Origin of the sequence: Pseudomonas sp. 3-2 (assembly GCF_019710535.1) — a bacterium.
Classification (GTDB): domain Bacteria; phylum Pseudomonadota; class Gammaproteobacteria; order Pseudomonadales; family Pseudomonadaceae; genus Aquipseudomonas; species Aquipseudomonas pharyngis.
This window is the reverse complement of the sequence record NZ_CP081200.1, coordinates 2,800,144-2,814,266: the sequence shown is the minus strand read 5'-3', so window position 1 is coordinate 2,814,266 and position 14,123 is coordinate 2,800,144. Positions and strand designations below refer to the sequence as shown.

Annotated in this window: 12 protein-coding genes and 1 pseudogene; 5 read left to right on the top strand and 8 right to left on the bottom strand. The window is 62.8% G+C overall.

The features are described 5' to 3' along the window. Positions 1-579: 579 nt before the first annotated feature. From K3819_RS12705 to K3819_RS12695, 3 genes are all read left to right on the top strand, one after another. Positions 580-984, top strand: coding sequence for a hypothetical protein (locus K3819_RS12705; protein WP_221399441.1), 405 nt, complete (start codon positions 580-582; stop codon positions 982-984). Positions 985-1,024: 40 nt separating this feature from the next. Continuing rightward, positions 1,025-1,441, top strand: coding sequence for an organic hydroperoxide resistance protein (locus K3819_RS12700; protein ID WP_085610216.1), 417 nt, complete (start codon positions 1,025-1,027; stop codon positions 1,439-1,441). Positions 1,442-1,577: 136 nt separating this feature from the next. Continuing rightward, positions 1,578-3,011 carry a catalase gene (locus K3819_RS12695; protein WP_221399440.1) on the top strand — a complete coding sequence of 478 codons (1,434 nt, stop codon included), beginning with the start codon at positions 1,578-1,580 and terminating at the stop codon, positions 3,009-3,011. Positions 3,012-3,068: 57 nt separating this feature from the next. Here K3819_RS12695 and K3819_RS12690 read toward each other — a convergent pair whose 3' ends face one another. From K3819_RS12690 to K3819_RS12680, 3 genes and pseudogenes are all read right to left on the bottom strand, one after another. Further along, positions 3,069-4,487 carry an aldehyde dehydrogenase family protein gene (locus K3819_RS12690; protein ID WP_221399439.1) on the bottom strand — a complete coding sequence of 473 codons (1,419 nt, stop codon included), beginning with the start codon at positions 4,485-4,487 and terminating at the stop codon, positions 3,069-3,071. A gap of 65 nt (positions 4,488-4,552) precedes the next feature. Further along, positions 4,553-5,303, bottom strand: a pseudogene (locus K3819_RS12685) (creatininase family protein). A 134-nt stretch (positions 5,304-5,437) separates the two neighbouring features. Next, the gene (locus K3819_RS12680; RefSeq protein WP_064595641.1) at positions 5,438-6,253 is read right to left on the bottom strand and encodes a helix-turn-helix transcriptional regulator; all 816 of its coding nucleotides are present in this window, start codon (positions 6,251-6,253) and stop codon (positions 5,438-5,440) included. Positions 6,254-6,386: 133 nt separating this feature from the next. Between K3819_RS12680 and K3819_RS12675 the strand changes: the two genes are divergently transcribed. Beyond that, positions 6,387-7,601 carry a CynX/NimT family MFS transporter gene (locus K3819_RS12675; protein WP_221399438.1) on the top strand — a complete coding sequence of 405 codons (1,215 nt, stop codon included), beginning with the start codon at positions 6,387-6,389 and terminating at the stop codon, positions 7,599-7,601. 46 nt (positions 7,602-7,647) lie between these two features. Here K3819_RS12675 and K3819_RS12670 read toward each other — a convergent pair whose 3' ends face one another. From K3819_RS12670 to K3819_RS12655, 4 genes are all read right to left on the bottom strand, one after another. Continuing rightward, positions 7,648-8,424 (bottom strand): alpha/beta fold hydrolase, encoded by a 777-nt coding sequence (locus K3819_RS12670; protein ID WP_064382021.1) that lies wholly within the window; start codon positions 8,422-8,424, stop codon positions 7,648-7,650. A gap of 24 nt (positions 8,425-8,448) precedes the next feature. Beyond that, on the bottom strand, positions 8,449-8,958 hold the full coding sequence (locus K3819_RS12665) for a cytochrome P460 family protein (RefSeq protein ID WP_221399437.1): 510 nt from the start codon (positions 8,956-8,958) through the stop codon (positions 8,449-8,451). A gap of 24 nt (positions 8,959-8,982) precedes the next feature. Then, positions 8,983-10,026, bottom strand: coding sequence for an alpha/beta fold hydrolase (locus K3819_RS12660; RefSeq protein WP_221399436.1), 1,044 nt, complete (start codon positions 10,024-10,026; stop codon positions 8,983-8,985). An 86-nt stretch (positions 10,027-10,112) separates the two neighbouring features. Continuing rightward, complete coding sequence (locus tag K3819_RS12655) at positions 10,113-11,459, bottom strand: epoxide hydrolase family protein (protein ID WP_221399435.1); 1,347 nt, start codon at positions 11,457-11,459, stop codon at positions 10,113-10,115. Positions 11,460-11,675: 216 nt separating this feature from the next. Here K3819_RS12655 and K3819_RS12650 point away from each other — a divergent pair, with 216 nt between their 5' ends. Next, entirely contained in the window at positions 11,676-12,905 is a 1,230-nt protein-coding gene (locus tag K3819_RS12650; RefSeq protein WP_221399434.1) for an MFS transporter, read from the top strand. Here the strand turns inward: K3819_RS12650 and K3819_RS12645 are convergent. Further along, on the bottom strand, positions 12,892-13,857 hold the full coding sequence (locus K3819_RS12645; protein WP_260329053.1) for a quinone oxidoreductase: 966 nt from the start codon (positions 13,855-13,857) through the stop codon (positions 12,892-12,894). The two genes, K3819_RS12650 and K3819_RS12645, sit on opposite strands and share 14 nt — an antisense overlap. Positions 13,858-14,123: the final 266 nt, after the last annotated feature.

Genomic DNA, 14,123 nt, shown 5'->3' with positions numbered 1-14,123 from the left:
TCGTTGGCGACAGACGTCGCCCCGTTCATTGCATCGACGATTGCAAACCGCGTGACCAATTGAAACCTCGACTTCCATTTGAGGGTCAACGACGAGGAACAACCTGCGCGGGGATGACAGCGCCAGGGTGGTCCCGATCGGCTGCGACTGCCGGGTCTGTAGACACACGGCAATCTTCTGGCGCCGGGTTTGTGACCCGAAGCGCCGGCGGATAATAACCACGTTTTTTGTTAGGGAGGCAAACAAAATGTAGGAATTCGGTGAAATAAATATCAGCTGTTTCCTACGTCATTGTGACGGTGGCAAAGAGACAGGGATGTCAAAAATGCTCGTACACCGCCCCGCCATTTCTTCCAGGCAAAGGGCATGAAAAACCCGCGCAGAGCCTTGATCGGCCAGCGGAAAAACCACCCTTTCAAGCACTGCAACAGACGGGCGCTAACAAGCGCTAACAACGCATAACTGGCAGTCATTCGGCTGTGAAGGCAGGCTTGAACCTCACCGCTGAACGCCGGCCCACCTGCAAATCTTTTCGGCAGCCGCGCTCAGTCGAACGATGGTTTTGCGAGGGATTCGACCATGGCTGAAGGTTATCGCCACACTTGCCTGTGCGAGTCAGACCGGCTCGGCAACGACGAACTGTATGCCTTGGTCGCGGGCGCCGTCCGGCATGGCCGGGGTGAGGCGCAACAGCTGTTCGCGACGGTGACACCGTTGCTCATCGCCTTCTACGAAGGTCAGGTGCAGGCCGGGCGGGTCCGTCGCGAAGACACCGGCAACCTCGTTCAGCAAGCCTTCAGGGCGCTCTATCAGGAACAGGCCGCCCATGACCCGAGCTTTCCGTTTCGCGCCTGGCTGATCGAGATCGCCCGCTCGACCCTGCTCAACAATCTTGGCCATCGCGGCGCTGAAGTCGTGCCCACGGCCGACGGGCTGGCGGGTGCATCTGCACGCGAATGTCATGAACCCACGCGGGCCACATGAACCGCCCTCCACGCTGTGAAATGCTTTTCAGGGAATGCCCATGATCGATATCGAAAAAACCCTCTACTCCGCGCATACCTGCACCACAGGCGGCCGCGAGGGCACAGGACGCAGTGACGATGGCCGACTGGATCTCAAGCTGTCGCCCCCGGGTGCGCCCGGCTCCGGAACCAACCCCGAGCAATTGTTCGCCGTGTGCTGGTCAGCCTGTTTCCTCGGCTCACTGCGCCACGCCTGCAATGCGCGCAAGATCGTTTTTCCGGCCATGGCCGGGGTGGATGCTCAAATCGACCTGGTCCACGGCGAGCACGGGTTCTTCCTGCAAGCGAAACTGGCGGTGTCACTGCCGGAGATCGAACCGCAAGTGGCGCAGCAACTGATCGACGCGGCACACCAGAACTGCCCCTACTCCAAGGCCACGCGCAACAACATCAAGGTCAGCATCACCCTCGCCTGATCTGTCCCCCGCCGACACCAGAACGCACCGTCTTCCAACCACACCTTCGTACTATCCGGCGACACCATGGTGCAATAGATCGCGCCCGGGGCTTTTGATGTGATGGCGGGAAACCGACAAAAGCCAGGAGTTGCGCATGAACAAGCTGACGACTGCCGCGGGCGCGCCCGTGGTTGATAACAACAACGTACAGACCGCCGGCCCCAGAGGCCCGATGCTGTTGCAGGACGTATGGTTGCTGGAAAAACTGGCGCACTTCGATCGGGAGGTCATTCCGGAGCGGCGCATGCACGCCAAGGGTTCCGGTGCGTTTGGCACCTTCACCGTCACCCACGACATCAGCCGTTTCACCAAGGCCAGACTGTTTTCCAGCGTGGGCAAGACCACCGATGTGTTCGTCCGCTTCTCGACCGTGGCCGGTGAGCGTGGCGCGGCAGATGCCGAGCGCGATATCCGTGGATTCGCCATCAAGTTCTACACCGAGCAAGGCAACTGGGATCTGGTGGGCAACAACACGCCGGTGTTCTTTCTGCGCGATCCGTTGAAATTCCCCGACCTCAACCATGCGGTCAAACGCGACCCGCGCACCAATATGCGCAGCGCGCGCAACAACTGGGATTTCTGGACGTTACTGCCGGAAGCGCTGCATCAGGTCACGATTGTCATGAGCGATCGTGGCCTGCCGCGCACCTACCGCCACATGCACGGTTTCGGCAGCCACACCTTCAGTTTCATCAGCCCGGCGAACGAACGTTTCTGGGTGAAGTTCACCTGGAAAACCCAACAAGGCATCGAGAACCTGACCGATCAACAAGCCGCAACACTGATCGGCGATGACCGCGAAAGCGCCCAGCGCGACCTGTACAACGCCATCGAAGAAGGCCACTTCCCGCAATGGAAGCTCTACGTACAAGTGATGCCGGAGCTGGACGCCGAGACCTACCCGATCAATCCGTTCGACCTGACCAAAGTCTGGCCTCACGCGGATTACCCGCTGATCGAAGTCGGCGTGCTCGAACTCAACCGCAACCCGGACAACTACTTCGCCGACGTCGAACAGGCGGCCTTCAACCCGGCCAACGTGGTGCCCGGCATCAGCTTCTCACCGGACAAAATGCTCCAGGCCCGGCTGTTCTCCTATGGCGATGCCCAGCGCTATCGCGTTGGCGTCAATCATCACCAGATTCCGGTGAACGCGCCGCGCTGCCCGGTCAACAGCTATCACCGGGATGGCCAGATGCGCACCGATGCGAACGCGGGCAGCACAATCGGCTACGAGCCCAACAGCTATGGCGAGTGGGCCGAGCAACCGGATTTCAGCGAACCACCGCTGGCCCTGAAAGGCAGCGCCGGGCACTGGAACCACCGCGAGGACGACGACTACTTCTCGCAACCAGGCGCGCTGTTCCGGGCCATGTCGCCCGCCCAGCAACAGGTTTTGTTCGACAACACCGCGCGCTCGATCCATGGCGCCAGCGCCCAGACCCGGCAACGCCACATCGATAACTGCACCCAGGCCGATCCGGCGTACGGTGCGGGTGTTGCACAGGCCATCGAAGCACTGGGCTGATCCGCAATGACTTGAGCAGGGCAAGCAGGATTGATCCTGTTTGCCCTGCTGCCGTGGTCAGTCCTCGACGATGCTTTTCGCCTCAAGAAACGCTTCCAGCCCCGACACCCCGAATTCCCTGCCGATCCCCGACTGCTTGACCCCGCCAAACGGCGCCAGCAGTTCCGGTGCGATCCGGTTGATCAACACCGAACCGGCCTCCAGGCGCGCAGCGATGCGTCGGCCCCGTCCCGCCTCGCGGGTGAACACATACGCCTGCAAACCGTAGACGCTGGCATTGGCGATGCGGATGGCGTGTTCTTCATCGTCATAGGCGATGATCGACAGCACCGGGCCGAAGATCTCTTCCCGGGCAATGTCCATGTCATTGCTGACGTCGGCAAACACCGTGGGCTTGACGAAATAGCCCTGGCTCAGCCCGACAGGCCGGCCCTCCCCGCCGACGATCAATCGCGCGCCCTGCTCCAGCCCGCGCCGGATAAAACCCTGCACGCGATCAAACTGCGCCTGGTTGAACAACGGGCCGATGGCGGTCGCCGGATCATGGGGATTACCGACCACTATGGCGTCGACCAAGGCTCTTACCCGCTCGATCACCTGCGGCAAGAACGCGCGCGGCACCAACAGCCGCGTGCCGGCGACACAGGCCTGACCGTTATTCATGAAGGCGGCATTCAGGGCCATGGGGATGGCCGCTTCGAGATCCGCGTCGTCGAGCACGATGGACGCCGACTTGCCGGTGAGCGACAGGCTCACCCGCTTCATGGTCTCGATACCCGCGCGGGCAATGAGTTTTCCGGTGGCGGTGGAACCGGTGAACGAAATCTTCGCGATGTGCGGGCTGGTGCTGATCTCGTCGCCCACTTCGCCGCCACGGCCCGAGACAATATTGATCACCCCGTTTGGCAGTTCCGCACGATGCAAGGCGAGCGCGAGCACCTGGGTCTGTAACGGGCTGAGTTCGCTCGGCTTGATGACCGAGGCGCAGCCGCCGGCAATCGCCGCCGCCAGTTTGCTGCACACCGTACCGGCGGTGCTGTTCCAGGGCGCGAACAATGCCGATACCCCAACCGGTTCCATCACGACGCTTGCACGACCCACAGGCCGCACCAGCTCGTAGTTTTCGAGAATCTGCGCCGCGTTGGCGAAGGATTGCGAGGCGTACTGGCTGACCCATTGCGCACGGGCCAACGGTGCGCCGTATTCCTCGATGGCGGTGTCGCGTATCTCCTCGGTGCTCTCCAGCACCGCCGCCTGCAGGCGCTTGAGCATGTCGATGCGCTCGGCTTTCGAGGTGCGGCCCATCGTGACTTGCGCACGCTGGGCGGCGGCGATGGCTTGCCTGGCATCGTCGCGATTGGCCAGGGTGACCGTTCCGATGACGGACTCCGTCGCCGGGTTGATGCATTCGATCGTTTCGCGGCCCTGAACGGGCACGAACGCGCCATCGATGTAGCTGTGCTTGATAGTCCACATGGCGATTTTCCCAAGGGTTGAAACAGCAACGCCCGGAACATCCGGGCGTTGGTCAGGGCGACGGCTCAGTCAGGTAGTGATTCGCGGCTGAAGGCTTGCACCTCCTGCACCAGACCGCGAGCGGCCATTTCCACCAGTTGCCGACCCTTTTCCGGCGAAGCCTGCGCCGGGTCCGAGCCCATGCGGCCGTCTGGATGACGGGCGCGGAAATCCGCCGCTTCCCGGATCGGCCCCCAATTGGCGATCTGCGGCGAGTAGTCGGCCGACTTGATGGAATCGGGGTAGGCCCATTGGGTCACGGCGATTTCCGAAGGCGTGGCATGAATGCCGTGGCCGGTCGGGAACTGCTCGCGCGCCAGCTCGTTCACCCCTTCCAGGTCCCACCAGTTGCACAGCTTCAGGGCGAACCCGGCCTTGCGTCGGGCGAAACTCGCTTCGGCGTACAGCTCCGAAAACGCCGCTTCGATTGACGCGATGTTGCCGCCGTGGCCATTGAGGAAAAAGATCTTTTTCAAAGCCGTGGGCGGCCAGCGAACGGGTCCAGTCGGCGATGGCGGCGATGAACGTCGAGGGCCTGAGCGAGATGGTGCCGGGGAAGCCGAGGTGATGTTGCGCCATGCCGATGTTGAAGGTCGGGGCAATCAGGATGTCGGCGTTTTTCTGCGCTTCATGGGCGATGATTTCCGGGCACATCCAGTCGGTGCCCAGCAGGCCGGTCGGCCCGTGCTGTTCGTTGGAACCGATCGGGATGACGATGGTGCGGCTGCGTTCGAGGAATTGGGCGATTTCGGACCAGGTCGATAGGTATAAAAGCATCAGGATTCTCACTCTTCGAAGGTTCCTCGCGGAACGAGGCTGGGTGTTCAGTGCACCTGCAACAGCAGTGTCATTGATACCACCCGCCTCCCTTCGACGACAGAATACGAAGGTATCGGAATCGCCGGAACGCGCTAATCGCGGACGAGAAATTCACGGGGCGATTCGCCCATCACCCGTCTGAACATGGCACTGAAGGCACTCTGGCTGGCGTAGCCCAGATCCCGGGCAATCACCCCGACGGATTGCCCCTTGTCGAGCCGGTCGATGGCGGTCGCCAGCCGCACCTGCTGCAGCCAGTGGCGGAAATTCAGGCCGGTTTCATTGACGAACAGACGTATCAGCGTGCGCGAACTGGCACCGACCCGGTCTGCCCAATAGCCGATCGAATGGTCTTGTCCGGGGTCTTGCAGAATCGCCTCGCACACCGTGACCAGTCGCCGGTCGACCGGCCATGGCACTTCGATCGGCAACGTCCGCGCCGCCTGCAATTCACTGAGTATCAACGCCACGATGTGCGCGTTGCGGCCTTCCTGCGGGTATTCGATCGGCTGCTCGGCCAGGGCCAGAATCAACTCACGCAGCAGTCCGGGGATCTCCAGTACTTTGCAGTGATGGCCCAGCCCTGCGCAGACCTGCGGCTCGATGTAGATCGAGCGCATCTTGACCGCGCTGAGCATCAACTGGTCGTGGATCATTCCGGGCGGAATCCACAGCGCGCGCTTCGGCGGCAGGATCCACAAACCGCGCTCGGTGGCTACCCGCATCACGCCGTTCGAGGCATACAGCAACTGCCCGTGCCGATGCACGTGCGGCTCGTTGTATTCGCCGGTGGCCTGATCGCGGACCAGCACGGTCATCACTCGCGGCACGTCCTGATAATCGGGATAACGTTCGCTGCGCGGCGCGGAATCACGCTGGGCGATGATCTTGCGCACCTCCTGTTTCATCGCTGGAGTCTCCTGAAAACAGACCTTGATCGTGTTAAAGCGGCGATTGTCACTTTGGCGACAAACCCTGGCATTTGCCATGGCCGGCCCATTGTTAGCCTTGCGCTCATTGTTCATCAATGAGGCCTTTCCCATGGCAATCACCCGCAATCTCTCCGGCCACCAGCAGAGCGTCACGGCGGTGATCGGCCTGCTGATCCTGTCCATCGCCCTGCGGCCGCCGATCATTTCGGTGGGGCCGATTCTGCTGTTGATCCAGCAGCACTTTCAGCTGAGCTACACCCAGGCCGCGCTGCTGACTTCGATTCCCGACATCTGCATGGGCGTTTTCGCGCTGGTGGTTCCGAGCCTGGCCAGACGCTTCGGGATCGATCGCAGCGTGGTTGTCGCCCTGACGTTGTTGGGTGCCTCGACCTTGTTGCGGGCAATCTCGCCGAATGCATTCTTCCTGCTCGGCAGTACGTTCTTTGCCAGCATCGGCATCGCGGTTGCCGGCGCGATGACCGGCGCGTGGATCAAGACTCACTTTGCGCAACGCCCGGCGCTGTTCATGGGCATCTATGCCGGCGGCTTGAGTCTGGGCGCGACCCTCGCGGCGGTGCTCAGCGCACCGATTGCCGAGCTGGCGCAAGACTGGCGAGTCAGCGCCGGAGTCTGGAGCGTGCTGTGCCTCACCGCCATCGCCAGTTGGGTGTGGATGGCACGCCGTTTTGCGACACCGGCGCCCACCGTGAAATCGCCATCGAGCCCGAGCAAACGCCTGCCCTGGCGCAATCCGCAGGCGTGGCTGATCGCGTTGAATTTCGGGGCCGGGCAATTCGTGGTCTACGCCCTCTTCGCCTGGATGGCACCAGCGTCGGTGGAAGCGGCCACATCCAGTGTTTCCCCGGGCGTCCTGCTGGGCATTTTTACTGCAGTGTTCGCCGTGGCCAGCGTGGGTGCGGGCCTGATTCCGGGCAAGGCCCACGACCGGCGCGGTTTGCTCGGGTGGTCGGCGTTGCTGGCCCTGCTCGGGGTGGGCGGCATGGCGTTCCTGCCGGCGTACTGGCCGATGCTGTATGTGGTGCTCGCGGCCATCGGGCTGGGCATGGGCTTTACCGTGGCCATGACCTTGCCGCTGGATCACGCCCGCACCAGCGAACAGGCCGGATTGTGGACGGTGTTCATGTTGTTCATCGGTTACCTGATCGCCGCGCTCGGGCCGCTGCTGTTCGGTGCCCTGCGCGAATACACCGGACACTATGGCCCGGCGTACACCTTGCTGTTCGCGGTACTGCTGTTGATGCTCGGCATCACGCCCCTGCTCAGACTGGCACCGGCAACTTCGCCGCAGGTGTCCGTTGCCTGAGCGGGGGGTGACAGACCTGCGACGCGCCTCGGCACGTCGCAGGGTTTCAGTTGGCCGCCGCGGCTTTTTCAATCAGCCGCGCCACCGGTGCCGGATTCGACACCATCACCACGTGCGAGGCGCCCTTCACCACCTCAACGGCCTTGGCATCTGCACGCTTGGCCATGAACGCCATCGCCTGGGGCGGGATGTTCTTGTCCTTGTCGCCGTAGATGTACCACGACGGAATGTGCTTCCAGGCCGGCGTTCCGGCCTGCTCGTTCAGCGCCGCTTCGGTGACCGGGCGCTGGGTCGCGGCCATCAGCGCCGCTTGTGCAGCCGGGACATCGGCGGCGAACTGGTCGTGGAACTTGCTCTGCTGGATGTACAGGTCCTTGCCGCCGTCGGCCAGCGCAACGGGTGGCGCCAGCGTTGGTCCGAGGGTGCTGCCGGGAAACTTGCCGGCCAGCCCGGCAACGGTTTCACCGGCCTCGGGGGCAAAGGCGCTGACGTAGACCAGCGCTTTGACATTGGCATGATCGTTGGCCGCATCACTGATGACGTTGCCGCCATAGGAGTGACCGACCAGCACCACCGGCGACTGGATGCTGCTGAGCAACGCCGATACCGCTGCGCCATCGCTCTTGACGCCGCGCAGCGGATTGGCGGCGGCGATCACCGTGTAGCCATCCTTCTCGAGAATCTTCGCCACGCCGTTCCAGCTCGACGCGTCGGCAAATGCGCCGTGCACCAGCACCACCGTGGGTTTGGCGGTTTGGGCGAAGGCATTGGCGCCCAGGCACAGGCCCGCAGCGATGCTCAGTGCAATCAGTGTTTTTTTCATCTGGATGTTCCTCGTATGACGGATTCAGGGAGCGTATCGAGTGAAGACAAAATCGTGGTTCTGCACCCGCGCCTGATGGCAGGCAAAGCAGGTCTGGTGCTGGGCTTCGTCGGCGGGTTTGCCGTTAATGAAACGGCCGAATCCCCAGCCACCGGTCGAGGCGTATTTGCGCGAGTCCTTGACCATCACCTGAACGGTGGTGGCCGCCCCCGGAATCGAGGCCGGCTCGAATTCCGGGGACTGCACGTGCTTCCACGCCAGCTTCACCAGCACCGTGCCGTCGGGAAACGGCAGCTTGGCACTCTGATAAGCCTTGATCGCCCGGTCGTTGCCCAGCACCGCGCGCAGTTCATCCAACGGCGCGGCTTCCTGGGCCGGGGCAATCAGCGCCCACTGCCGATAGTTTTTCGGCAGCTTCACGCCGTAGATCGGCGAGGCATCGCCGTCATCGGCCTCGCCCAACGCGACACCGGTGGCCGCCAGTGCCGCGAGCGCAATGGCCGCTGGCAACACGGCCCAATGGTTGAATTTCATGGTCGGATCCCCTTCGGCCGGCAATCAGAGATGATCGGCATCGATCACCGCCTGGGCGAACGCTTGCGGCGCTTCCTGCGGCAGGTTGTGGCCGATGCCGCCGCTGATCAGCCGGTACTCGTACTTGCCGATAAAGCGTTTGGCGTAGGCCTCGGCCGGTGGGTGCGGCGCACCATTGGCGTCGCCCTCCAGAGTGATGGTCGGCACGCTGATCGAGGGGAATGCCGCGAGTTTTTTCTCCAGCGAATCGTATTGCGCTTCCCCTTTGATCAGTCCCAGGCGCCAGCGGTAGTTGAAGATCGACACCGCGACGTGATCCGGGTTCTGCAACGCGGCGACGCTGCGTTCGTAAGTCGCGTCGTCGAAGGTCCACTTCGGCGAGGCCAGCTGCCAGATCAGTTTGGCGAAGTCGTGGGTGTTCTTTTCGTAGCCCAGACGGCCACGCTCGGTCGCAAAGTAGAACTGATACCACCACTGCAACTCCGCCGCCGGCGGCAGCGGCGTCTTGCCCGCCTCCTGGCTGCCGATCAGGTAACCGCTCACCGCCACCAGCGCTTTCACCCGCTCGGGCCAGAGTGCTGCAACGATGTCGGCAGTACGCGCGCCCCAGTCATAGCCGCCAAGCACGGCCTGCTTGATCTTCAGGGCGTCCATGAAGTCGATCAGATCTTTGGCCAATGCCGCCGGCTGGCCGTTGCGCACGGTTTTGGCAGACAGGAAACGCGTGTCGCCATAACCGCGCGCGTAGGGGATCAGCACCCGATAGCCTTTCTGCGCCAGTGCCGGCGCCACGTCAGTGTAGCTGTGAATGTCGTAGGGCCAGCCGTGCAGCAGGATGACCACCGGGCCGTCGGCCGGACCGACTTCGGCGTAGGACACGTCCAGCAGTCCGGCCTTGACGTGTTTCAGCGCGCCGAACGAAACATTCGTGCCGGCGGTAATGGCGTCAATCTTGCCGGCGGGCACTTCGGCGGCGCTGGCGTATGCCGAAGCGATGCCCAGCGCAAGCGCCAGGATCGAACCGGCGAGCACGCGCCGGGATGGGGTTACAGCGTTAGAGTCAGTCATGCCGGGTCTCCCTCGTGAACCGCCGGGCGGCGGTTCCGGGCTTTTTGGTCAAGGGCTTAGGGTTAAAGTGCTTGCGGATTGCAGGGCTAGCGGGCTGCCTGCGCAGCGGTTTTCTGCGCGGCGGCGCGCAGTGGCCGGAAGGCTTCGCGCAGTTCTTCGCTGAACAGTTGCGGTTGCTCCCATGCCGCGAAGTGACCGCCCTTGCTGACTTCACTGAAGTAGGCCAGCGACGGATAGGCGCGCTGCGACCAGACTTTCGGCGCCCGGTAGATTTCGTGGGGGAACACGGTGATCGCCACCGGCACCTTGATGTCGGCAGTCTTCTGCGCGGCGGCGCTGAAGTTATTGTTGTTGTTCTCCCAATAGAAACGGGAGGACGACGCCCCGCTGTCGGTCAGCCAATACAAGCTGATGTCATCGAGCATTTCATCGCGGCTCAGGACTTTCTCGGGCTGACCGTCGCTGTCGGTCCACGCGGCGAATTTTTCATACATCCACGCTGCCGTGCCGGCAGGCGAATCGGCCAGCAGATAACCGATGGTCTGCGGCCGGGTCACCATCATTGCGCCATAAGCGGCGTTGCGACCGAAGAACTGGCTGAGCGAGTTGAAGGCCGTCACCTCCGGCGCGGTCAGCCCCGCCGGGGCCGGGTCGCCGCTGTTGATCGGCTTGACCAGCTCCGGCGGCACGGTGGCCGGCATGTTCAGGTGGATGCCCAGCAAACCGGGCGGCGCCAGACGACCCAGTGCGTCGGAAATCACCGAACCATGATCGCCGCCCTGGGACACGTAATGGCTGTAGCCCAGACGCTTCATCAATACATCCCAGGCCTTCGCCACCCGGTCAGGGCCCCAGCCGAGCTCGGTCGGTTTGCCGGAAAAACCATGGCCGGGAATCGACGGGATCACCACATCGAACGAGTCCTCGACCTTGCCGCCATAGGCCACGGGATCGGTCAGCGGGCCGATGGTCTTGAGGAATTCGAACTGCGAACCCGGCCAGCCGTGGGTGAGGATCAGCGGCATCGCATTGGGATTGCGCGAACGCACGTGGATGAACTGGATGTCGACGCCGTCGATGGTGGTCACAAACTCCGGCAAGGCGTTGAGCTTCGCTTCAGCCTTGCGCCAGTCATAGCCGTCGCCCCAATACTTCACCAACGCCTGGACCTGCGCCAGTTGCACTCCCTGGGACACGTCGCCGACCGTTTCCTTGTCCGGCCAGCGAGTGTCGGCGATGCGTTTGCGCAAGTCGCTCAATTTCGCTTCGTCCACATGGATGGTGTACGGGCGAATGGCTTGCGCCGGATCCGCTGCCGGGGTCGCGGCCCAGACGCCGCTGCTGCCCGCGAGTACGGCAAGGCCGAGCACGCCGCCCCTGATGGATGACGCCAGGCAATGGCGCCAGGTAAGACCGGACGAAACCGCAACCATGATGGATCTCCTTGTAGTCATTATTCGAAAGGCATCGCCAATCGGATCAGACCACTGCGCTGGCACCGGGGCGATTACACGATGGTGTCGGTCGATACCTTGGTATGACGCGTTGGCCCGGCGCGCAAAAACGCGCTCGAACTCAGCAGCGGTTAACGGGCAGAATGCGGCGGGGAAACGGCCCAATTGAATGACAGACCTGAACAAGGATTGCGGATGCGTGGGGAAACAGCGCTCGAACGCCTGAGCAGTACGCCATCGACCACTTCGCCGTGGTGGGTGATCGGGCTGTGCATGCTGTTCAACGTGATTGACGGACTCGACGTGATGGCCATGGCCTTCACCGCCAGCCGGGTTGCGGCCGAATGGGCGTTGAGCGGCGCGCAACTGGGCCTGTTGTTGAGCGCAAGCCTGGTCGGGATGGCGCTCGGTTCGCTGCTGGCCGCGCCCAGGGCCGACCGCTTCGGGCGCAGGCCTTTATTGCTCGCTGGCCTGCTGCTCAGCGGCCTGAGCATGTTGCTGTCGTTCTGGAGCCCGGATCATCACGTGTTGATGCTTTTGCGACTGCTGACCGGTATCGGCACGGGGGCGGTGCTGGTGGGGGCGAACGTGCTGACGTTCGAACACGCCAGCCCGCAGCGACGCAACCTGGCCATCGCCCTGCAATCCCTCGCCTTCGCCATGGGTGCCAGTCTGGGCGGTGTGCTGGCGCATGTACTCAATGATTTGATGGGCTGGCGGTATGTCTTTCTGGCCGGGGGTTGCATCACGCTGGCGGCGGCGTTGGTCGGTGTCTTCTGGCTGCGAGAATCGCCGTCATTTCTGGCACTTGAACACCGCGCGCCTATTTCTCCACTGTCGCCGGACATCGCTAACCGGCCGTTTTCGCCCGGTCAGTGGCAACAGACTCTATCGCTGGCACTGGCACTCTTTCTGTTGATGTTCTGCTTTTACTTCGTGATGAGCTGGACCCCGGCCCTGTTGGTCGACAATGGCTTTACCGACCAACAAGGCGCCCGGATCGGGATGCTGTTGGCGCTGGGTGGCATGCTCGGTGCCCTGCTGCTGGGACTGGCAGCCAATCGTTTCGGCTGCCGACGATTGTTGTCGGGTTTCCTGCTGCTCAACGTCGCTCTGTTGCCATTGATGCTGCCGGCTACTCGCGTCCCCGGTCTGGCGACACTCGTGGCGGTCACGCTGGGGCTGATGCTCAATGGTGCAGTCGCGGCTGTGTATGTTCTGGCCCCTCAAGCGTTCTGCACGTCGGTCCGTACGACCGGCGTTGGCGTGGTGCTGGCGACGGGGCGTCTGGGGGCAATCATTTCGCCGGTGGTCGCCGGGTTTCTGTTGGATGCCGGATGGACCGCACAACACCTGTTCACGTTTTTCGCCGGTAGCCAGGTGTTGGCGGCCCTGCTGATCTGGCGTGGCGTCAAGGGACGATGATCAGCTTGCCCGTCGTGTTGCGCGACTCGATATCGCGATGGGCCTGTTGCGCATCACCCAGTGAATAACGCTTGCCGATCACGGCTTTCAGTTTGCCGGCACTGACCCATGCGAACAGTTGCCGGGATTTTTCCAGCAGCACCTCGCGGTTGCGCACGTAGTGCATGACCGAGGGATACGTCAGCTTGATGCTGCGCGGCATGCTGAAGATATCGATCGGCGGGGTCGGGTTCATGAACGGTCCGTACAAGGCCAGGGTGCCGAAATAATCCAGCAGCTCCAGCGAGTCGGCAAACCCCTCCGCGCCCGTGCCGTCGTACACCACATTCACCCGCTGCCCGTCGGTCAGACGCATGACCTGGGCGGCAATGTTTTGCGCTCGCCCGATCACCACATAGTCCGCCCCCGCCGCGAGCACCGCCTCGACCTTGTCGGCATGAGACACCCGGCCAATGACCTTGCCGCCCAGCAGCTTGATCAACTGGGTCAGCATCAGCCCCACGCCCCCGGCCGCCGCATGCACCAAGGCTACGTCGCCCGGCTGGATCGCATGCACCTTGTCCACCAGATTGCTGGCGGTCAGGCCCTGCATCATCAGGCTGGCGGCGGTGGCGAAGTCGATATCGTCCGGCAGCGGCACCAACTGGCTGACCGGGGCGATCACCTGTTCGGCGTAGCTGCCCGGTACGTAATGCCAGGCCACGCGGTCACCGACAGCGAATTCCGTCACCTGCGGGCCACTGGCCAGGACGACGCCGGCGCCTTCTGCACCCAGCGTCAGCGGTAGCTCCCAGGCAGCGCCGAGCCCGCGTCGGGCACCGGTGTCCATGAAATTGATACCCGCCGCCATGACCTTGACCAGGACTTGTCCGGGCCCCGGTTCTCCCAGTTGAATGTCCTGCACCGTCAACACTTCGGGCCCGCCAAAGGCCTGTATAACCACTGCTCTCATAATGTTCTGCCCTGTCATCGGGACGACCGGTCCTGCTGCCTTTCGGGTGGCAGGAGCGCGGACGTCACGTTGCTTTCACTCAACGTCGAAGGACGTTGAAACCAGGGCCAAGGCTGCGCGGCGGATGTATCCCGGCGGTTTCGCCAACCCGGCGCTGTGCATGCTTGTATGGCTAGAGGGGCCGTAGATACAGTGGCTTACAAAAGCGCCACTGTGATGCCCATCGCAGTGTGCAATGTCGGCCGATATTCGCCACGGGCGACACC

Coding starts and splice junctions, on each gene's coding strand:
- K3819_RS12660 (WP_221399436.1), bottom strand. CDS start 10,026: ATGACTGACTCTAACGCTGTAACCCCATCCCGGCGCGTGCTCGCCGGT.
- K3819_RS12690 (WP_221399439.1), bottom strand. CDS start 4,487: ATGTGGACTATCAAGCACAGCTACATCGATGGCGCGTTCGTGCCCGTT.
- K3819_RS12650 (WP_221399434.1), top strand. CDS start 11,676: ATGCGTGGGGAAACAGCGCTCGAACGCCTGAGCAGTACGCCATCGACC.
- K3819_RS12705 (WP_221399441.1), top strand. CDS start 580: ATGGCTGAAGGTTATCGCCACACTTGCCTGTGCGAGTCAGACCGGCTC.
- K3819_RS12665 (WP_221399437.1), bottom strand. CDS start 8,958: ATGAAATTCAACCATTGGGCCGTGTTGCCAGCGGCCATTGCGCTCGCG.
- K3819_RS12700 (WP_085610216.1), top strand. CDS start 1,025: ATGATCGATATCGAAAAAACCCTCTACTCCGCGCATACCTGCACCACA.
- K3819_RS12680 (WP_064595641.1), bottom strand. CDS start 6,253: ATGAAACAGGAGGTGCGCAAGATCATCGCCCAGCGTGATTCCGCGCCG.
- K3819_RS12675 (WP_221399438.1), top strand. CDS start 6,387: ATGGCAATCACCCGCAATCTCTCCGGCCACCAGCAGAGCGTCACGGCG.
- K3819_RS12645 (WP_260329053.1), bottom strand. CDS start 13,857: ATGAGAGCAGTGGTTATACAGGCCTTTGGCGGGCCCGAAGTGTTGACG.
- K3819_RS12695 (WP_221399440.1), top strand. CDS start 1,578: ATGAACAAGCTGACGACTGCCGCGGGCGCGCCCGTGGTTGATAACAAC.
- K3819_RS12670 (WP_064382021.1), bottom strand. CDS start 8,424: ATGAAAAAAACACTGATTGCACTGAGCATCGCTGCGGGCCTGTGCCTG.
- K3819_RS12655 (WP_221399435.1), bottom strand. CDS start 11,459: ATGGTTGCGGTTTCGTCCGGTCTTACCTGGCGCCATTGCCTGGCGTCA.